The organism is Caballeronia zhejiangensis, assembly GCF_022879815.1.
GTDB classification, from domain to species: domain Bacteria; phylum Pseudomonadota; class Gammaproteobacteria; order Burkholderiales; family Burkholderiaceae; genus Caballeronia; species Caballeronia zhejiangensis.
Genome location: NZ_CP084285.1, coordinates 389,312 through 410,057, shown reverse-complemented (window position 1 = coordinate 410,057; position 20,746 = coordinate 389,312). Strand labels below are relative to the sequence as shown.

The following is a 20,746-nucleotide window of genomic DNA, read 5'->3' as shown; positions in this document are numbered from 1 at the left end:
ATTGCGCATATATTTTGATGATGGTATCCAAGTCATCGGACCATGCGTTCATCATGGCCGCCGATGCATCTGCTTCCTGCGTTGTCCCTTGCACGTTCCCTCGCGGAGATCACGTCATGACGTATGCAGATCAACTGGCGCGCAGCCAGAAAATCGCGGAAAAGGTCACACGCGTTTATCAGAAGCGCGCGGAGCTTGCGCAGCATCAATTCAGCGAGCGCGCGCGCGAAGCAGGCGTGCGTGTCCTCGGCAACGGCGAGGCTGATCGTTTCAACGGCTTCGACTATGCGGTCGATGTCATGCAGCGCACGGTGCTCTTCTGGGACACGCTGCGTCAGCGCGGCAACAACTTCATCGAGCAGGCGAAGCGCGGTCTCGAACCGGTGCTGCATTTCGCGCATGAAATGCTGCTCGACGGACGCACGTTCGCGCGGCCGGTGAACTATGCGCTGTTGCGTATCGTGCCGCCCGAAGGCGTAGTCATCGATCCGCTGAAGCGGCCGTATCTCATCATCGATCCGCGTGCGGGGCATGGTCCGGGCATCGGCGGATTCAAGGACGATTCGCAAGTCGGCGTCGCGTTGCGCGCGGGTCATCCGGTGTACTTCGTCACGTTCTTTCGCGACCCGCAGCCCGGCCAGACGCTGCTCGACGTATGCGCGGCCGAGCAGCAGTTCGTGAAGCATGTGCGCGAGATGCATCCGGACAGCCCGAAGCCCGCTATCGTCGGCAATTGCCAGGGCGGCTGGGCCGCGATGATGCTCGCGAGCTCGCAGCCCGACGATACCGGTCCGCTCGTCATCAACGGCGCGCCGATGTCCTACTGGAGCGGCGCGTGGAGCGAAGGGGAGGGCGACAACCCGATGCGCTACTCGGGCGGCATGCTCGGCGGGACGTGGCTCGCCTCGCTGACGGCCGATCTCGGCAACGGCAAGTTCGACGGCGCGTATCTCGTCGAGAACTTCGAGAACCTGAATCCGGCGAACAGTTTCTGGGACAAGTACTACACGCTGTTCGACAAGATCGACACCGAACCGCCGCGCTTTCTCGACTTCGAGCGCTGGTGGGGCGGCTATTACCTGATGAACCGCGAAGAGATCGAATGGATCACGCGCAATCTTTTCGTCGGCAACAAGCTGTGGTCGGGCGAAGTGCGCGGCGCGTCGGGCGCATCGTTCGATCTGCGCGCGATCAAATCGCCGATCATTCTCTTCGCTTCGATGGGCGACAACATCACGCCGCCGCAACAGGCCTTCAACTGGGTCGCGGATATCTACGGCAGCACCGACGAGATCAAGGCACGCGGGCAAGTGATCGTCGGACTGATGCACAAGAGCATCGGGCATCTCGGCATCTTCGTGAGCGGCAAGGTCGCGAAGAAGGAATACACGCAGATCGCATCGGTGCTGGAAGCGATCGAATCGTTTCCGCCGGGGCTGTACGGCATGGAGATCGCCGAACGCAAGAACGCGAACGGCAAGACCGAATACGACGTGAGCTTTCACGAGCGACGTCTCGAAGACGTGACCGCGCGCTTCAACCGTTTCGAGCGTATCGACGAACTGCCGTTCGAAGCGGTGAAACAGGTATCGGATTTCAATCAGCGTGCGTACGAACTGTTCGCGCAACCCTTCGTTCAGGCAATGGCCAACGACGCGACCGCGACGATGCTGCGCGCGTTCCATCCGTTGCGCGCGCAGCGCTGGATGTTCTCCGATCTGAATCCGTGGCTTGCATGGCTCGGCCCGGCGGCGGAAGCGGTGAAGGCCACGCGCAAGCCCGACACCGAACGCGACGTGTTGCGCCGTGCGGAGCATTGCGGCTCCGACATGATCAGCGCGAGCCTCGACTTCTATCGTGCGATGCGCGACGCCACGACCGAAGCGATGTTCTTCTCCGTGTACGGCAACCTGCTGCCGGCACAGCGCGTGCAGGAACGCGAGACGCAAGAAAATCGGACCGATCCGCGCGATCTGCCGTTCGTTCAGGAAGCGCTCGCGTCGGTTGCGCACGGCGGATACGCGGAAGCCGTCGCGCGCGTCGCGTGCCTGCTCATGCGTCACGACGAGCCGTTGCCGCTCACGCGCATGGTGCTGCGTCAGGAACTCGCGGCCGACTATGCGGAGTATTTGCCGCAGATGCCGCGCGACGAATGGCGGCGCGTTCGCGGCGAACAGGAAATCATCGTGCGCTACGAGCCCGAGCAGGCGCTCGCGTCGTTGCCCGGTCTGCTCGACGACAGCGACGACCGCAAGAAGCTCCTCACGCTCTTCGACAAGCTGCACGACGACAGCCGCATGCAGGGCTTCGAGCCGACGGCCGCGCAGCACGACATGCTCGCGCGCATCCGCGCGGCGCTGCCGGTCAAGGCTGCACGCGCGCCAAGACGTTCCGCGCCCGCGCACTGATGTTCGGGCGTTGCATCACACGTAACTACGGAGGGTGAAATGAATCAGCCGCGCGAAAAATATGTACGGCTCATCGAGGTTTGCCAGGCGTTGCCGCCGCTCGCGGTGGCGGTCGTGCATCCCTGCGACCGGACATCGCTCGAAAGCGCGGTGAAGGCGCACGAGATGGGTCTGATCGCGCCGCAACTCGTCGGGCCACGCGATCGCATTCGCGAGGTGGCGGAAGAATGCGGCCTCAACATCGCGGGCTTTCCGATCGTCGATGCGCCGCACAGCCACGCCGCTGCCGAAAAGGCGGTGGAACTCGTGCGCGAGGCGAAGGCCGAAGCGCTCATGAAAGGCAGCCTGCACACCGACGAAGTCATGGCCGCGGTCGTGAAGCGCGAAGGCGGACTGCGCACGTCGCGGCGCGTGTCGCATTGCTTCATCATGGATGTGCCGGGGCACGACGACGTGCTCATCATCAGCGACGCGGCCATCAACATCGCGCCGACGCTCGCCGATAAAGTCGACATCCTGCAAAACGCGATCGATCTCGGCCACGCGCTGCGTTTCGCGGAAGTGCGCGTCGCGATTCTCTCGGCGATGGAAACGGTGAACCCGAAAGTGCCGTCGACGCTGGAGGCCGCCGCGCTCTGCAAGATGGTCGATCGTCATCAGATCACGGGCGCGCTCGTCGACGGGCCGCTCGCGCTCGACAATGCCATCGACCTCGAAGCGGCGCATACGAAGAAGATCGATTCGCCCGTCGCGGGGCGCGCGAACGTGCTGATCGTGCCGGACCTCGAAGCGGGCAACATGCTCGCGAAGAGTCTGTCTTTTCTCGCGAATGCGGATGCGGCCGGCATCGTGCTCGGCGCGCGCGTGCCGATCATTCTGACGAGCCGCGCCGATTCGCTGCAATCGCGGCTCGCATCGTGCGCGATCGCATCGCTCGTGGCGTCGAAGCGCCGCGAAGAAGCGCAAGTAGTGGGGTGATTTCATGGCCGATGTGATTCTGGTTCTCAATGCGGGCTCGTCGAGCATCAAGTTCAGCGCGTTCGATGTCGAAGGCGACGCGCTCGAACTCGTCACGCACGGACAGGTTGAAGCGCTGTTCAGCGCGCCGCATTTCGTCGCTTACGACAGGCGAGGCGAGAAGTCCGCGGAGCATTCATGGGGCGAGGGCGCGAAGCTGCAACATGCCGAAGCGATCGCGCATCTGGGCGCGTATCTGCGCGGGCATGGCGCGGGGCATCGTCTGGTCGGCGTGGGGCATCGCGTGGTGCACGGCGGCGCGCGTTTCACGAAGCCCGTACTGACGAGCCCCGAAGTGCTCGACGAACTCGACAAGCTCACACCGCTCGCGCCGCTGCATCAGCCGCATAACTTGAGGCCGATACGCATCGTCGCCGAGCGCAATCCGGGCCTGCCGCAGGTCGCGTGCTTCGACACGGCCTTTCATTCGACGCAGGCGCCGCTCGCGCAGGCGTTCGCGCTGCCCGAATCGATCACGAAGAACGGCGTGCGGCGCTACGGCTTTCATGGTCTCTCGTACGAATACATCGCGAGTGCCCTGCCGGATGTTGCACCCGATGCCGCGCGCGGGCGCACGGTCGTCGCGCATCTGGGCAACGGCGCGAGCCTGTGCGCGATGCACGCGGGCAAGAGCGTCGCCAGCACGATGGGTTTCACCGCCGTCGACGGTCTCATGATGGGCACGCGCTGCGGCAATCTCGATCCGGGCGTGGTTCTTTACATGCTCGACGAGCTCGGCATGAACGCGCGCGAGATCGAAGACATGCTGTATCGCCAGTCGGGATTGCTCGGCGTGTCGGGCGTGTCGGGCGACATGCGCGCGCTGCTCGCGAGCAGCGACGAACGCGCGCGCTTCGCGATCGATCTTTACGTGCATCGCATCGGCCGGGAGCTCGGCTCGATGAGCGCGGCGCTGCACGGGCTCGACGCAATCGTGTTCACGGCGGGCATCGGCGAGCATTCGAAGGAGATACGACAACGCGTGTGCGAAGAAGCGGCGTGGTGGGGCATCGAACTCGATACAGAAGCCAATGCGAGCGGCGGCCCGCGCATCAGCACGGCGTCGAGCAAGGTGAGCGCATGGGTGATTCCGACCAACGAAGAACTCATGATCGCGCGCCACACGCTCGCGCTGATCGATGACAAACGCGAAGGAGCATCCGCATGACATTGAATGTCCCGCAGCCCGTGCTGAAGGGCGCGAAGGCGCTCGTCACCGGCATCGCCAACGAGCATTCGATCGCCTATGGTTGCGCGAAAGCGTTCCGCGAACTGGGCGCCGATCTCGCCATCACGTATGCCGACGAGAAAGCGCGGCCTTACGTCGAGCCGCACGCGCAAGCCCTCGAAGCGCCGATCTTCATGCCGCTGAACGCGTCGAGCCAGGAGGAACTGGAATCGGTGTTCGAGCGTATCGCGAGCGAGTGGGGCAAGCTCGATATTCTCGTGCACTCGATCGCGTGGGCGCCGAAGGACGATCTGCAGGGCGGCCTGCTGAACTGTTCCGCCGAAGGCTTCGCGAAGGCGATGGACATTTCCTGCCATTCGTTCGTCCGCATGGCGCGGCTCGCGGCGCCGCTGATGAAAGACGGCGGCGCGATGTTCACGATGAGCTATCACGGCGCGAACAAGGTCGTCGCGAACTACAACGTAATGGGCCCGGTGAAGGCCGCGCTCGAAGCGTGCGCGCGCTATCTCGCCTACGAGCTCGGTCCGCAGGGCATTCGCGTGCATGCTATTTCGCCGGGGCCGCTCAAGACGCGCGCGGCATCGGGACTCAAGGACTTCGACCTGCTCCTGACCGAAGCCGCACAGCGCGCGCCGCTCGGCGAGCTGGTCGACATCATGGACGTCGGCTTTACCTGCGCGTTCCTCGCGACGCCTTTCGCCCGGCGCATGTCCGGCGAGACGCTGTACGTGGACGGCGGCGTGCATATCATGGGATAAGCATGTTCAACTGGCTGTTCCGGCGCGATAACGCGAGCTCGCGCGAGGATGTCAAGGAAGCGCTCGGCCGCATCGTCGCGGTCGCGCCTCAGGTGCGCCTCGCGAGCCGTTACGAGTCGCGGCTCGCGCCGGCCGTCGGCAAGACGCTGGATCACGCGCGGGAACTCGTCGCGGCGCTGCCCGCGCCGCGCGACGCGACACCGGCGGCATGGGCGGACGACCCGTATCTGCGCGCGAAGTTCGCGACGCCGGACGACGTCGCGCGCGTGATCGGCGAATCGCACGATGTGCGCGGCTGGTTCGACGGCAACATTGCCGCCGATCATGGGTTCGCGGTGCTGGGCGCGACGCTCGTCGAGCGGAAGGTGCTCGTCGCGGCGGTGGAGGGCGGCGCGTTGCGTTCGGACGTCGCGCGCACGGCGGTCAGCTTCGACGACAAGCGCATGCGCTTTTGCAACGGAACGGACGAAGCGCTCAGACAGGATCTCGTGCAGCGGATCGTCGAGCAGTTCGTGCTGGAAGCGATGTCGCGCGTCGCGCAAAACGACGCGCGGCGCGACGCGCTGCAGGAACATCGCGCGTTGCTGACCGCGCGCATGCAGATGCTCGGCCGGCGCGGCGCGGGCATGAGCGGCCTGATTGCATCGACGGATCTGGCCGGCGACGCCACGCGGCTGCAGCGCGATTTCGAGGAGAACGAAGCCGCGCTCTCGGCACTCGGCTCGCTCGCCGATTCCATCGAGATGCAGCTTCAGACCATCGTCGAATTGCTCGCCGAGCCGGCGGCGCTGATTTCCGTCACGCATCGCGAGCTGTGTCTGAATCAGATGAACCTGGTGATGGAAACGCGCTGCGACGAGCCGCACGCCGACATCGCGATCGAGCTTGCGCACTTGCCGACGCAGCCGCCGCAGACGCGCGCGGTGGAGATCGTGCGGATCGCGCGGCGCGATGTGCCGCCCGCGGGCGCGGCGTTCGATGAGGCGGCGAAGCTGGTGCTGTGAGGGGCGCTTCTACTTGAGCCCACTACCCCCGATCGCCCCCGCGATATCCCTGCTCACGCTCGCGAGCGCGCGGCTGTGCGCGGCCACGAGCGCATCCCAGCCGCTTCCGCTGACCGGCTCGCGCACGAGCGAACGGCCGGTCAGCGCGTTGTCGTCGCCGAAGCGGCGCACGGACCAGTGCGCGTCGATCGCGACGGCATCGCCGGGAACGGATTCGAACTGCTGGATATCGACGCGCACGCGCCACGCGTTCGCATCCGCGATGGCGCGCGATGCAGGCGCGACCTGATCCGATGCGAGCAGCAGCGCGAGATCGCCCGCGATGGCATCCGCGATGCTGCTCTTGAGCGGCTCGCCCCAGCGCGCGTATTCGTTCAACGTAACTTCGTTGTCGGTGCTGCGCGTGACGATCTGCGGCCGGTCGACGAGATCGGGCACCGTCACCGGTCCGACGATCACCGGCCTCGATGCGGCGCGCGCGGTCGCCGCGGTCAGCGACGGATCGGCGCTCAAGCGATAAAAGCTCGCGCTCGGCGAGGCGCATCCGGCGAGCATCGCCATCGAAAGAACGAGAGAGACGAGTACGGGCCGCATCACTTCTTGTCCTCCGGCTTGCCGCGCAGCAACGCTTCCGGATGCTGCTGCAGATAATCCGCGAGACTGCGGAACGAGACCGCCGTGCGCGTCAGTTCGCGGATCGCTTCGGCCGTGTCCTGCTGCAGCCCGGAATCCGGCATCAGCGTGGAATGCGCGGCATCGAGCGCGGCGCGCGCCGCGGCGAGCGTCGTCGCGGCCTGCGGCACGACTTCCGTGTTGAGGCCCTGCATCAGCCGCGTAGTGCTGTCGAGCGTCTGCCGCGCGCTCGCGGTCAGCTCCTCGATCGGCAGCTTGTCGATGCGCGTCATGATGCGGTTGACCGAATCCTGCAACGAGTCGAGGCCGCTTGGCGTCGTCGGCATTTCGGGCGGCGTGCGGCTCCAGTCGATGCTCGCTTTCTTCGCAGCCGGGAAGAAGTCGATCGACACATATAACTGGCCCGTCAGCAGGCTCCCGGTGCGCAGCTGCCCGCGCATGCCGCGCGCGACGAGCACGTCCGCGAGTTCCTTGCGGTCGTTCGTGAGGCGGCCGCCCTTCGGCACGTTGGCGAAGCGCGACGTGAAACGCTCCGGATACAGATTCACCTCGACCGGTATGCTGATGCGCTTCGTCACCGGATCGAAGCGCGTATAAATCGCCGACACCTCGCCGATCTGAATGCCGCGGAACTCGACCGGCGCGCCGACCGCGAGGCCGCGCACGGAACCATCGAACGCGAAGACATATTTATCGACGATGCTTTCGCGCACGCGCAGCGCATCGGCGCGTGTCGGATGCAGCGTGAACACGGTGTCGCGCGGCGCTTCCGCCCAACTGAGCGACACGGCGGGCGTCTCGAACGCGAGTCCGCCGATGAGGATCGACACGAGCGACTGCGTGTTGACCTTGAGCCCGTCGGTGCCGAGCGTCACGTCGATGCCGCCCGCCTGCCAGAAGCGCGAATCAGCGTTCACGTAACGGTCGTAGGGCGCGTTGACGAATACGTGCAGCGTGACGCCGCTGCCGTCCTTGTCGAGTTCGAACGCCGTCACCTGGCCCACTTGCAGACGGCGGAAATATATCGGCGTGCCGACATCGACCGAGCCGAGATCGGTCGCCTTCAGGATGAACTGCCGCCCCGGCACGTCGCTCGCGAAGATCGGCGGCGTTTCGAGGCCGGTGTAATCGCGCCGGTCCTGCTTCGAGCGGCCGATGTCCATGCCGATATACGCGCCCGACAGCAGCGTACTGATGCCCGACACCGAGCCGCCCGCCACGCGCGGCCGCACGACCCAGAAGCGCGTGTCGTCGACGAGCATGTTGGTCGCGTCGCGCGTCAGCTCGGCCGTCGCGATCACGCGCGTGTAATCCTTCGACAGCGCGACCGTCTTGACGAGGCCGATGTCGACGTTCTTGAACTTGATCTTCGTCTTGCCGGCTTCGAGGCCTTCGCCGGTCTTGAAGCTGATGGTGACGGTCGGCCCTTTCTCCAGCACGGCCTGCGCCGCGAGCCAGATGCCGATCGCCACGGCGACCAGCGGCACGATCCAGACCCACGGAATGCGCCAGCGCCTCTTCGGCACGACTTCGGCATCGGGCGTGTTCATCGCGTACCTTCCCGAGTCGGCGAGAAATCCCAGATCAGGCGCGGATCGAACGACATCGCCGCGAACATCGTCAGCACGACGACCGCGCCGAACGCGATCGCCGCCGGCCCGGCCTCGATCGTCGCCATCGCGCTGAACTGCACGAGCGCGACGAGCACGGCGATCACGTAGATATCGAGCATCGACCAGCGTCCCACGAATTCGACGATACGGTAGACGCGCGCGCGAAACGCGCTCTGCTGCGTCATGCGCAGATTCGCGCTCGTGGCGAGATAACCGATGGCGAGAATCTTCAGCATCGGCACGGCGATGCTCGCGATGAACACGAGCACCGCGAGCGGCGGCGAGCCGGACGTCCACAGATACGCGACGCCGCTCATGATCGTGTCTTTCTGCGCGCCGAAGAGCGAGCTCGTGTTCATCACCGGCAGGATGTTCGCCGGGATATACAGGATCGCCGCCGAAATCAGATACGCCCAGGTTCGCGAAAGGCTCGCGGGCTTGCGCAGATGCAAATGCGCGCCGCAGCGCGGACAGCACAGATGGCCGCGGTGCTGCATGCCGCGCGTGGAAAGGCCGCAATCGTGACATACGCAGATGCCGCTTTCCGCCGCCGTGCGCCCTTTGAGCGGCGTGTCGGCGGGCATGCCGGGCGGCGCGCCTTCGACGCGCTGCCACATGGCGCGTTCATCGAACGACGATGACGCCGCGACGAGCAGCAGCATCAGCGCGGCGAGCGACCACAGCGCCGGCCCCGTCACCACCGATGCGATATGCGCGAGCTTCACGACCGCGACGAGCAAGCCGAGCATCAGCACTTCGGTCATGCCCCAGTTGCGCGCGACGCGCAGCAGGCGATACACGGTGTCGGCGCGCCACGGCCGGCGCTCCAGATAAAGCGGCAGCAGCAGCCACACCATGCCGAGCGCCTGCACGGCGGGCATCAGGATCGTCGTGAAGAAGATGAGGGCGGCGAGCGGCCACATGCCGTCGCGATAGAGCACGCGCACGGCGCCGAAGAGCGTCGTCTCGACGAGATCGCCGTTCACCGCGAGACCGACGATCGGAAACGCGTTCGAGATCAGCCACAGCACGCAGGCGGCGAGCGCGTACGCGAGCGCGCGATCGAAGCCGCGCCCGCGGCGCCGGTACAGCACGGCGCGGCAGCGGCAGCAGCGCAGCGTGCCGCCGGGCGGCACGTCGCACTCGCGCTGCATCAGATCGCATTCGTGACACGCGATCAGCGGCCGCGCGTCGCGATCCTCCGATGTGACCGTGTTCATTGCACCGTCTGCGAAGCGGGCTGGCCCGGTTTGGGCGAATCGGCGGAAGGCGTGGCCGACTGCTGTTGCGTCGTCATCTTGTCGGCTGCGACAACCCAGCCGCCGCCCATCACCTTGTAGAGCGTGACGAACGACACGAGCGCGGCGGCCTGCGTCTGCGTCGCCGACAACTGCGCGTTGAAGAGGCTGCGCTCGGCGTCGAGCACTTCGATGTAACTCGTATAACCGCCTTCGTAGCGCGCCCGCGCAAGGCGCGAGTAGGTCGCGAGCGCCGTGACCTGGCGGCCCTGCACTTCGAGCTGTTCGTGCAGTTTCTGCGAGGCGATGAGCGCGTCGTCGACTTCCTGGAACGCGACCTGGATCGCCTTCTGATACGTGAGCAGCGCCGCCTGCTGCTGCGCTTCGGCGGACTGCACCTGACCCGAGATGTTGCCCGCCGTGAAGATCGGCTGCGTGACCTGTCCCGCGAACGACCAGATGCGCGACGGCCCCGTGAACAGCGACGAGAACTGGCCGCTCGCGGTGCCGAGCAGGCCCGTCAGCGAAATCTGCGGGAAATAGAGCGCGCGCGCCGCGCCGATCAGCGCGTTCGCCGCGATCAAATCCTGTTCCGCCTGCAGCAGATCGGGCCGGCGCTCCAGCAAGTCCGAAGGCAGGCCGGCGGGGATGACGGGCGTCGCCATCTCGCCGAGCGTTCGGCCGCGCACGATCGGCCCGGGATTCGCGCCGAGCAGGATAGACAGCGCGTCTTCCTGCTGCGCGATCTGCGTTTCGAGCTGCGGAATCGTCGCGAGCGAGGCTTCGTATTCGGACTGGCTTTGCGCGAGTTCCATCTGCGAGACTTCGCCGCCTTCGAAGCGCAGCGTGAACACATGCACCGATTCGGCGCGGCTTTGCGTCGTCGCCTTCGCGATTTCGAGCTGCTTGTCGAGACTGCGCAAATTCAGATACGACGACGCCACCGACGCCACCAGCGACAGGATCGTCGCGCGCCGTCCTTCTTCGCTCGACAGCAGATTCGCACGCGCGGCTTCGGTCAGACGCCGGGTGCGGCCGAAGAGATCGAGCTCCCACGACGCGGCGATCGACGCCTGGAAGTCGTTGTAGACCGGCCCGAAGCCGTTGAGCGGTTGCGGTCCCGCCGCCGACGCGCGCTGCCGCGAGGCCGTCGCGCCCGCCGATATCTGCGGGAACAGCAAGGAACGCGTCGTGACGAACTGGCCCATGAACTGATCGACGCGCGCCGCCGCGATCTTGACGTCCTTGTTGTTCGCGAGCGCCGTCGAGATCAGCTCGTCGAGAACCGGATCCTGAAACTGACGCCACCATTCCGAGTTCGCGGCGTCGGCGACTTCGGGCGCGGCGAAGCGGTACGTCGCCGGGGTTTCGACCGGCTGACGCGAGTAGTTCGGGCCGAGCAGGCAGCCGGACAGCGACAGCGCCGCGGCGATGCCCGAAAACGAGTGAACGAGGCTGGCGCGCCGCATGTCAGTCTCCCTTGTCCGGAGCGGACGGCGACGCGTTCGGGCCGCTTCCGCCGTGCGTCTGCTTGGCATCCGGCGCGCTCGCTTCGGCGCCTTTCTTCTTCTTCGAGCGGGAGGACATCGTTTCGAGTCCCCAGAAGAACATCGGGATGAAGAACACGGCGATGACCGTCGCGCCGAGCATCCCGCCGATCACGCCCGTACCGATCGAGTGCCGGCTGTTCGCCGATGCGCCCGTCGCGATCGCGAGCGGCACGCAGCCGAGAATGAACGCGAGCGAAGTCATCACAATCGGGCGCAGGCGCTCTTCGGCGGCGGTCATCGCGGCGTCGTAGACCGACGCGCCCGCCTCGCGATTCAGCACGGCGAACTCGAAGATGAGAATCGCGTTCTTCGCGGCGAGTGCGACGAGCATCGTCAAACCGATCTGGAAGTACACGTCGTTGTTCAGGCCGCGCAAGAGGATCGCGAGCAGCGCGCCGAAGATCGCGAACGGCACCGCCATCAGCACGCCGAACGGCAGGCTCCACTTTTCGTACTGCGCGGCGAGAATCAGGAAGACCATGATGAGGCCGAATATGAACACGAGCGCCGACGAACTGCCCGACTGTTTCGCCTCGTAAGCCTCGCCGCTCCAGCCGATGCCGTAATCGCTCGGCAAGTCCTTCGCGATGTCTTCCAGCGCCGCGATCACTTGCCCCGACGCGTAGCCCGGCGCGGCGTTCGCCGTGATCTTCACCGCGGGGAAGTTGTTGAAGCGCGTGATGAGATCGGGACCGGTCACGTACTTCGTATTGACCACGGACTTGAGCGGCACCATCTCGCCGCTCTTGCTCTTCACGAAAATCTGCGTGAGATCGTCGGGCTTCAGCCGATACTGCGGCTCCGCTTGGAGAATCACCTGCCACAGGCGGCTCGATCGATTGAACTGCGACACGTACAGCGAGCCGAACATCGTCTGCATCGCGCTGTAGACGTCCTCGACGGGCACGCCGAGCGTTTCGGCCTTGTCGCGGTCGACGTTGGCGAGCAGTTGCTGCGACGACGCGTTGAACGTGCTCGTCACGCCCGTCAGTTCCGGCCGCGCTTTCGCCTTCGCGACGAAATCGTCGACGATTCCGGCGAACTGCGCGATGGTCGCGTCGCCCTTGCTCTGAATCCACATTTCGGTGCCGCCCGTCGTGCCGAGGCCCGGAATCGACGGCGGATTCAGCGGCACGACGATGCCCTCCCGAATCTGCGAGAGATGCTTGTAAGCATCGACGAGCACGGCGCGCGCGTTCTGCGTGCGGATATTCGCCGACGTATAGCGATCCTCGAAACTCTTGAAGCCGACGAAGAACGTCGACGAATTGTTCTTGTTCTGGCTGTCGAGAATGGAGAAGCCATCGACCGTCGTGATGCTGCCGACCGCCGGCTGTTTCATGAAGTATTCGGTCACGCGGTCGGACACGGCGCCGGTGCGGTCGAGCGACGCGGCATCGGGCATGATGACGGCGCCGAGCAGATAGCCCTGATCCTCGGGCGGCAGGAACGCCGTCGGAATGTCGCGCATCATCATGACGGCGAGCGCGATCATGCCGACAAAGAGCAGCAGCGCGATCGCGAAACGCTTGATGACGAGCCGCACGAGGTGCGTGTAGCCCCGCGTCATGCGCGCGAATTGATTGTCGAACCAGCGGAAAAAGCCCTTTTTCTCGTGATGTCCCGGCTTGAGCAGCAAGGAGGCGAGGGCGGGCGACAAGGTCAGCGCGACGAGGCCCGATATCACCACCGATATCGCGATCGTGATGGCGAACTGCTTGTACATCTGCCCCGTGATGCCGGAGAGGAACGCCACCGGCACGAACACCGCGCACAGCACGAGCACGATGGCGACGACCGGCCCGGCCACTTCGTCCATCGCCTTCTTCGCGGCGGTCTTCGGATCGAGCTTGTGCACCGTCATGTTGCGCTCGACGTTCTCGATCACGACGATCGCATCGTCCACGACAATGCCGATGGCAAGCACCATGCCGAACAGCGTCAACATGTTGATGGAGAAGCCGAGCGCTTCCATGCCCATGAACGTGCCGACAATCGACACCGGCACCGCGAGCACCGGAATGAGCGTCGCGCGCAGGCTTTGCAGGAACACGAACACGACGATCACGACCAGCACGACCGCTTCGAAGAACGTATGCACCACATCGGAGATGGACGCGCGCGTGAACTCCGTCGTGTCCATCGCGATTTCGTAGTCGATGCCCTGCGGGAACGTCTTCTTCATTTCCGCGAGCGACGCGCGCACCTGCTTGGACACATCGAGCGCGTTCGCGCCAGGCTGCTGATACACCGCGAGCACCGTCGCCGATTTGCCCTGAAAGCGGCTGCGGATCGAATAGTCTTTTTGTCCCAGCTCCGCGCGTCCCACGTCTTTCAGACGCACGATCGCCGCGCCGCCCGATTGCGCGCGGATGATGATGTTCTCGAACTCGGCAGGCTCGGTGAGGCGGCCCGTCGTCGTCACCGCGAAGGACTGTTCGACGGGCGCGCCAGTCGGCGATTGCCCGAGACGGCCGACCGCGAACTGCTGGTTCTGATTGGCGACGGCGCGTTGCACGTCGGCGGCGGTGATGCCGAGCTGCGCCATGCGGTCGGGCTTGAGCCAGATGCGCATCGCGTAATCGGGCGTGCCGAAGATCGCGCTCTGGTTCGCGCCCGGAATGCGCTTCAACGCGTCGAGGACGTACACGTTCGCGTAGTTCGCGATATACGTCGCGTCATAGCGCTCGTCGGGCGAATAGATGGCGATGACCATCATGAACGCCTGCGACTTCTTCTGCACCTGCACGCCCTGCGCCGTCACCGACTGCGGCAGTTGCGGCAGCGCGAGGTTCACGCGGTTCTGCACGTCGACCTGTGCGAGTTCCGGATTCGTGCCGATCTGGAAGTACGCGTTGATCGTGAGATTGCCCGTCGACGAGCTGGACGAGCTCATGTAGATCATGTTGTCCGCGCCGTTGACCTGCTGCTCGATCGGCGCGGCGACGTTGTTCGCGACCACATCCGCGCTCGCGCCCGGATAAGTCGCGGAGATCGTGATCTGCGGCGGCGTGATGTCTGGATACTGCGCGGTGGGCAGCGCGAGCATGGTCAGCGCGCCGCCCAGCGTGATGATGATCGAAATGACCGACGCGAAAATCGGACGGTCAATGCAGAAATGTGAAATGTTCATTGGCCTCTTCCGCGCGACGTGCTTGTCGTCAGATCAAATCACTTCACTTTTCGGTCCCGCCGCTTGCGTTCTTCGCGTCTCCGAGCGACGCCTCCTGCGCGCCCGATGCCGCCGCGCCGCCCGCGGCCGGTGCGGCGACGACGCGAACCTGCGTATCCGCGCCGACGCGTATCGCGCCATCGACGATGACGCGTTCGCCCGCCTTCAGGCCGTTCGTGATGAACCAGTCGTCGCCGTGCCATTCGCCGACTTCGACGACGCGCTGATGCGGCTTCGACTGTTCGTCGAGCACCCACACGAAGTGACTCTTCGCGCCCTGCAGCACGGCGCGTTGCGGCACGAGAATCGCGTTGGGTCGCACCGCGCCCGCCACGCGCGCCTTGACGAACTGTCCCGGTCGCAACGTGCCTTGCGGATTCGCGAACACCGCGCGCACGAGGAACGTGCCCGTCTCCGTGCTGAACGCCGGATTCGTGAAGTCGATGCGACCGGTTTGCGGAAAGACGGAGCCGTCGGCCTGGATGACGGTCACATCGAACTTGTTGTCGGGCGGAAAGCGCAGTTCGCCTTTCTTGATCTGCTCGCGATAGCCCAGCAGTTCGTTCTCCGAGATGCTGAAGTTCACCCACATCGGATCGAGCTGGTAGACGTAGGTGAGCAGGCCGCCCTGCGTCGGCGTCACGTAACTGCCTTCCTGGATGCGCGCGAAACTGGACAGGCCCTTGAGCGGCGAGCGGATCGTCGTGTAGCTGAGATTCAGTTCGGCGGTCTGCACTTCGCCTTTCGCGGCGATGACGGCGGCCTCGGCGCTCTTTTCGTTGCCGATGGCGTCATCGAGATCCTTCTTGCTCAATGCGTTCATCGCGGCGAGCGGTTTCACGCGCGCGAGATTCTGCTGCGTGACGAGCAGCCGCGCCTGCTGTTGCGCGAGCGAGCCTTTGGCCGTCTGCAGCGCGGCCTCGAACGGCCGTTTGTCCATGAGGAACATGACCTGGTTGGCCGAGACGAGCGCGCCTTCGGTGTACATGCGCTTTTCGAGGAAGCCGTCGACGCGCGCGCGGATTTCGACCTCGCGCGAGCTTTGCGTCTGCGCGGTGAATTCGAAGTCGACGGGCGTCGATTGCGCCGTGACAGTCACGGCGGTGACATCGACGGCGGGCTTCTGCGCTGGCGGCGCCGGCTTCTTGCACGCCGCGAGCGAGAGCGACGCGAGCGCGGCGATCGCGCCCACGCGCAGCGCGCGCATGGAGCGCGAAGGTGGAGCGAACGAGCAGCAGTCCAGTACGTGTTCCGACACGAACGCCATGGGCGCCTCCCCCGTTGGGATGGCCGATCGTTGATGAGCGAACGCGCCAACAGAGCGCCTCGCCACGACAATGCTCGCGGTGTGCGTTTAGGCGGATGCGCCCGCAAAGCGTGCGCATTTCCGGTGCGCCTGCGCCATGCGATGAAATCGCGCGGGACAGGACTTAGGGCGACGTCAGCGAGCGCGAGCCTGATGCTTGTAATGTGGCGTAGCTGCCTCCGGTTTTGACGGTCGAGTTATAGCCAGAGAGATGCTCTTGGTTCGCCACCGAGTGGCGTGACGTGCGTGACGAGTCTACTAATAGCTGAACTCGGATGAAAACGCCATAGCGTTTATCGGCATTTTGACTGAATGGTGTGGATCGGGATGCGCAGCAATTACTGAACTGGCGTGCTGAATCGGCGGGGAAGGTATGGATGACTTAGCGAGCCGTCGGATTCATCGTGACGATAAATGCAACGCCGAACCGAAATGTCGATATCCTGACTTGGGCGCCGTGACGCCGCCGCCGTGCGCTTTCCGGCGGCGAGTCGGAATCACAAATGCCCGAACAGCGCCCGCGGCCGGTCTCTCAACGTTCCCGCCAGCATCCGCAATCCGCTGACGAGCTGATCGCGGCTTTCCGCGCACGCGAGATTCACGCGCACCCCATGCTCGATTTCCGACCGGTCGACCGCGAACGCCGACGAGGGCATCACCACGACGCCGCGCGCCTTCGCATTCGCGGCGAAATCGTCCGCGCGCCACGGCAGCGGCAGCTTCAACCACACGAACATGCACGCCGGATCCGATTGCAGGAATTCCTGCGGCAGCAGTTCGCGCGCGAGATCATGCCGCGCGCGGATTTCCGCGAGCTGCGCATTCATGATGTGCTGCGCGGTGCCGTCCTCGATCCAGACGGTCGCGATCAGCATCGACAGCGGCGCGGGCATCCACGCCGTCGTACGCACGGCCTCCGCACATAGCGCGGCGTTGTCCTGCGGGCTTAGCAGATAACCGAGCCGCAAGCCGGGCGCTAGGATCTTCGACGTCGCCGAGATGTGATACGTCAGTTCGGGGCACAGACTCGCGAGCGTCGGCAGACGCTGCGCGACGAGCGGCCCGTACACGTCGTCCTCGATGATCGCGACGCCATGCCGCCGCGCGACATCGACGAGCGCCATGCGCCGTTCCAGGCTCATCGTCGTGACCGTGGGATTCTGCAGATTCGGCACCGTGAAAATCGCCTTCGCCGGCACGCGCCTGCACACGCGCTCGACCTCGTCGATCAGCAAGCCGTCGCGGTCGCTCGGAATGCCCACGATCTCGAACTGGAAGACGGGCGCGAGCGCCTTCAGCCCGTAATACGTGAGTTGATCCGCGAGAATCACGCCGTCCGTGCCGATCAGACTGTTGAGGACCGCATACAGCCCGTGCTGCGCGCCGCTCGTCACGACGACCTGATCCGCCGTCGGCGCGAAACCCGGCGCGCTCATCCAGCGCGCACCGGCCGCGCGCGCCCATGACGGCCCCTGCGGCGGCTGATATTCCTGCAATTGCGCAAAGCGCGGATCGCGCGGCAGTTCGCCCATCGTGCGCGCGAGGCACGCGAGGAATTCCCCGGTCGCGGGCCGGTTCACCGTCAGATCGATGACCGAGCTGCCCGTGCTCGCAGGCGGCATCTCGACGCTCGGCATCGCGCCGCCCGTGACGAGCGAGCCGCGCCGCTTGCTGCCGATCACGAGGCCGCGCAGCTGCAACTCCTTGTACGCGCGCGACACCGTCGACACGTTGATGCCCAGTTCGCTCGCCAGTTGCCGTTGCGGCGGCAGACGGCTGCCCGGCGGATACATGCCGCTGCGGATTTCCTTCTCGATGGAGCTCGACACCTCGATATAGGTCGATCGCCTCGTCGTGCCGTCGGCTTCGCCGTTTGCGCTCAGCGCCTGATCCTTGTCGGAAGCCATGAATCTGTGTCTCCATACAAACATTGCTTTGTCCGCGATTTGTGCGGAAGTCTGCCGATTCTAACCCAGCGCATGGCCGACGCAGTGTCCGTATAAGGACTGAAACGCCTCTGCAAGAGCCGCTCCATCCTCCCCTCAGGGAAAATACCGGCACCACACAACCGCGCTTTTAATTGCACACAAAAAAATATTGTGTGATTCTAGGATCAGAGTTTGTCTGGTGCGTGTCTCATCCCGCGCTTCCCGATTCATCCGATCTTTGTCCGCAGGAGATTCCCCGATGTCCTTGCCTGAAACCTCGCAACCGAAGCTAGGCTCCGCGCTGCGTCAGCGGCACGTCACGATGATCGCGCTCGGCGGCATCATCGGCGCGGGGCTGTTCGTCGGCAGCAGCGCGACGCTCGCGACCGTCGGTCCGGCGGCGTGCGTGTCGTATCTCGTCGCCGGCATCGTGGTGCTGATGGTCATGCGCATGCTCGGCGAAATGGCGCTCGCCGTGCCCGGCGTCGGCTCGTTCACCGAATATGCGCGCATCGGCCTCGGCAACTGGGCCGGCTTCACGAGCGGCTGGCTGTACTGGTATTTCTGGGTGATCGTCGTCGCGGTCGAAGCGGTCGCCGGCGCGGCGATATTGCAGCGCTGGATACCCGCGCCGGTTTGGGTCATCGGCCTCGTGCTGCTGTCCGTGATGACCGTCATCAATCTGCTTTCGGTCAAGTCGTACGGCGAATTCGAGTTCTGGTTCGCGTCGATCAAAGTCGCGGCGATCATCGTGTTCCTCGCCATCGGCGCGGGCTATCTGCTCGGCTTCGGGCACGCGGGCAGCGCCGTGGCGCATCTCACCGGCAATCGCGGCTTCCTGCCGTTCGGCGCGATGTCCGTGTTCGCCGCCGTGCCGACCGTCATCTTCGCGGTCGGCGGCGCGGAAATCGCGACCATCGCCGCGGCCGAATCCGACGATCCCGCGAAAAGCGTCGCCGCGATGACGCGCTCGGTCATCCTGCGCGTCATCACGTTCTATGTCGGCTCGCTGTTCCTGATCGCGTGCATCGTGCCGTGGGGCAGCATCGTGACGGGCCACTCGCCGTTCGTCGCCGCGCTGGAGACGATGCGCATTCCCTACGCCGCCGACATCATGAACGCGATCGTGCTCGTCGCCGTGCTGTCCGCGCTGAACTCGGGCCTGTACGTGTCGTCGCGCATTCTGTTCCGTCTCGCCGAACGCGGCGATGCGCCGAAGTCGCTGCTCGAGCTCACGCCGAACAAGGTGCCGCGTCTCGCGGTGGTGCTGTCGAGCGTCGTCGGTTATGTGGCGATCGTCGCCGCGATCGTGTCGCCGCAGGGCGTGTTCCTGTTTCTCGTGAACGCATCGGGCGCGGTGATGCTGTTCGTCTATCTCGCGACGGCGCTGGCGCAAATCCGCATTCGCCGACGCATTCAACGCGAAGCGCCCGAGCGTCTCACGCTGAAGATGTGGCTCTTCCCGTGGCTGTCGTATGCCGTCGTGATCGCGATCGTCGGTGTGCTTGCGGCCATGGGCGCGGACCACGAACTGCGTCCGCAACTGATGGCGAGTCTCGCGAGCCTCGCGGCCGCATCGGCGGCGTACTTCTTCGCCGCGAAGCATCATCATCGTCATGAAGAGAGCGAATCGGCGACGGGCTTCCTGTCGCAAGACAATCGGCTCGCATGGAAGGGGCAGGACTGATGTCGAACGTGGCGATCATCGGCGCGGGGTTCATCGGCATGGCGAGCGCGGCCTGGCTTACGCGCGACGGTCACAGCGTGACGCTGTTCGATCCGTCGGGCGTGGCGCAGGGCGCGTCGTTCGGCAACGCGGGCACGTTCGCGCCATACGGATGCGTGCCGGTGAACAATCCGTCCGTATTCCGCGATATTCCGCGCTTTCTCTTCTCGAACGATAGTCCGTTCAGATTGCGCTGGCGTTATCTGCCGCAACTCGCGCCGTGGCTCGCGCGCTTTCTGATGAGCTCGCGACAAAAGAATTTCGAAGCGAGCGCGCAGGCGCTGGCCGCGTTGTTGTCGCGTGCGCAGGAAGGCTATGCACTCTTGCTCGACGACGATGCCTTGAAGCGCTTCGTCAAGCCGCGCGAATGCCTTTATCTGTATTCGAGCGCGGCTTCGTTCGACGCGTCGCGCGATTCGCTGGCATTGCGCGAGAGGCTTGGCGTCGGCTTCGATGTGCTCGACAGCGGCGCGATCCGCGAACTCGAACCGCACCTCGCGCCGATTTTCGCGCGCGGCGTGCTGTTTCGCGATAGCTGGCATTTCAGCGATCCGGCGGGCTTTCTTCAGGCCTTGCACGAGCGGCTCGCCGCGCGCGGCGCGCAACTCGAACGCAAGAAGGTCGACGCGATCGAGCCGGGCGTGCAGGACGTCGCGTTGCGCGTCGAGGGCGATGCGCGCCGCTTCGATCATGTCGTCGTCGCGACGGGCGCGCGTTCGCGCGAATTCGCGCAGCAATGTGGCGATCGCGTGCCGCTCGATACCGAGCGCGGCTACCACATCCGTTATGCGTCGGCATCGAACCTCATATCGCGGCCGTGCGGCTGGGCGGAGCGCGGCTTCTACATGACGCCGATGAGCGATGGCATTCGCGTCGCGGGCACCGTCGAACTCGCGGGTTTCATCGAGGAGCGCAATCGCGCGCTGCTCGATCTCGTCACCGTATCGTCGAAGCGCGCGTTGCCCGCGCTCGGCACGCCCGATCGCGAATGGCTGGGCTTTCGTCCGACGCTGCCGGACGGCGTGCCGGTCATCGGCGCATCGAAGGCGAGCGAGCGCGTCGTGTATGCGTTCGGGCATCAGCATCTTGGCTTGACGCTCGCGGGCGTGAGCGGACGCATCGTCGCCGATCTCATCGCGCGACGTTCGCCGCCACTCGATCTCGCGAGTTATCGCGCGTCGCGTTTTCACTGAGGAGCATGAAC

At 65.1% G+C, this 20,746-nt stretch carries 14 protein-coding genes; 7 read left to right on the top strand and 7 right to left on the bottom strand.

Annotation, left to right across the window (positions count from 1 at the left end):
* The first annotated feature begins 116 nt into the window (after positions 1-116).
* Genes LDZ23_RS22940 through LDZ23_RS22920 form a run of 5 tightly spaced genes read left to right on the top strand, consistent with a single transcriptional unit; the run spans position 117 to position 6,376 of the window.
* Positions 117-2,408: a DUF3141 domain-containing protein gene (locus tag LDZ23_RS22940; protein WP_008348489.1), complete on the top strand. Its 2,292-nt coding sequence runs from the start codon at positions 117-119 to the stop codon at positions 2,406-2,408.
* 39 nt (positions 2,409-2,447) lie between these two features.
* The gene (locus LDZ23_RS22935; RefSeq protein WP_008348487.1) at positions 2,448-3,386 is read left to right on the top strand and encodes a phosphate acetyltransferase; all 939 of its coding nucleotides are present in this window, start codon (positions 2,448-2,450) and stop codon (positions 3,384-3,386) included.
* A 4-nt stretch (positions 3,387-3,390) separates the two neighbouring features.
* On the top strand, positions 3,391-4,593 hold the full coding sequence (locus tag LDZ23_RS22930) for an acetate/propionate family kinase (RefSeq protein ID WP_008348486.1): 1,203 nt from the start codon (positions 3,391-3,393) through the stop codon (positions 4,591-4,593).
* A complete protein-coding gene (gene fabI / locus LDZ23_RS22925; RefSeq protein ID WP_008348485.1) occupies positions 4,590-5,372 on the top strand; it encodes an enoyl-ACP reductase FabI in 783 nt (260 codons plus the stop codon). The genes LDZ23_RS22930 and fabI overlap by 4 nt, the downstream gene beginning before the upstream one ends.
* 2 nt (positions 5,373-5,374) lie before the next feature.
* The gene (locus tag LDZ23_RS22920) at positions 5,375-6,376 is read left to right on the top strand and encodes a hypothetical protein (protein ID WP_008348484.1); all 1,002 of its coding nucleotides are present in this window, start codon (positions 5,375-5,377) and stop codon (positions 6,374-6,376) included.
* 9 nt (positions 6,377-6,385) lie between these two features.
* Here LDZ23_RS22920 and LDZ23_RS22915 read toward each other — a convergent pair whose 3' ends face one another.
* The 7 genes from LDZ23_RS22915 to LDZ23_RS22885 all read right to left on the bottom strand — a co-directional run bounded on the left by LDZ23_RS22915 (position 6,386) and on the right by LDZ23_RS22885 (position 17,795).
* Entirely contained in the window at positions 6,386-6,970 is a 585-nt protein-coding gene (locus LDZ23_RS22915; RefSeq protein WP_008348482.1) for a PqiC family protein, read from the bottom strand.
* Complete coding sequence (locus LDZ23_RS22910; protein ID WP_008348480.1) at positions 6,970-8,559, bottom strand: PqiB family protein; 1,590 nt, start codon at positions 8,557-8,559, stop codon at positions 6,970-6,972. The genes LDZ23_RS22915 and LDZ23_RS22910 overlap by 1 nt, the downstream gene beginning before the upstream one ends.
* A complete protein-coding gene (locus tag LDZ23_RS22905; RefSeq protein WP_008348479.1) occupies positions 8,556-9,842 on the bottom strand; it encodes a paraquat-inducible protein A in 1,287 nt (428 codons plus the stop codon). The genes LDZ23_RS22910 and LDZ23_RS22905 overlap by 4 nt, the downstream gene beginning before the upstream one ends.
* The gene (locus LDZ23_RS22900; RefSeq protein WP_008348477.1) at positions 9,839-11,329 is read right to left on the bottom strand and encodes an efflux transporter outer membrane subunit; all 1,491 of its coding nucleotides are present in this window, start codon (positions 11,327-11,329) and stop codon (positions 9,839-9,841) included. Before LDZ23_RS22900 ends, LDZ23_RS22905 begins: the two co-directional genes overlap by 4 nt.
* 1 nt (position 11,330) lies before the next feature.
* Complete coding sequence (locus tag LDZ23_RS22895) at positions 11,331-14,543, bottom strand: efflux RND transporter permease subunit (protein WP_008348476.1); 3,213 nt, start codon at positions 14,541-14,543, stop codon at positions 11,331-11,333.
* Between the two features lie 43 nt (positions 14,544-14,586).
* Positions 14,587-15,849, bottom strand: coding sequence for an efflux RND transporter periplasmic adaptor subunit (locus LDZ23_RS22890; protein WP_008348475.1), 1,263 nt, complete (start codon positions 15,847-15,849; stop codon positions 14,587-14,589).
* A gap of 536 nt (positions 15,850-16,385) precedes the next feature.
* Positions 16,386-17,795, bottom strand: a complete 1,410-nt coding sequence (locus LDZ23_RS22885) for an aminotransferase-like domain-containing protein (protein ID WP_008348472.1) — start codon at positions 17,793-17,795, stop codon at positions 16,386-16,388.
* Positions 17,796-18,075: 280 nt separating this feature from the next.
* On the opposite strand from LDZ23_RS22885, the gene LDZ23_RS22880 reads away from it, so the two are divergent.
* Positions 18,076-19,503, top strand: a complete 1,428-nt coding sequence (locus LDZ23_RS22880; protein ID WP_008348471.1) for an amino acid permease — start codon at positions 18,076-18,078, stop codon at positions 19,501-19,503.
* Positions 19,503-20,735: an NAD(P)/FAD-dependent oxidoreductase gene (locus LDZ23_RS22875; RefSeq protein WP_008348469.1), complete on the top strand. Its 1,233-nt coding sequence runs from the start codon at positions 19,503-19,505 to the stop codon at positions 20,733-20,735. Before LDZ23_RS22880 ends, LDZ23_RS22875 begins: the two co-directional genes overlap by 1 nt.
* Positions 20,736-20,746 lie beyond the last annotated feature (11 nt).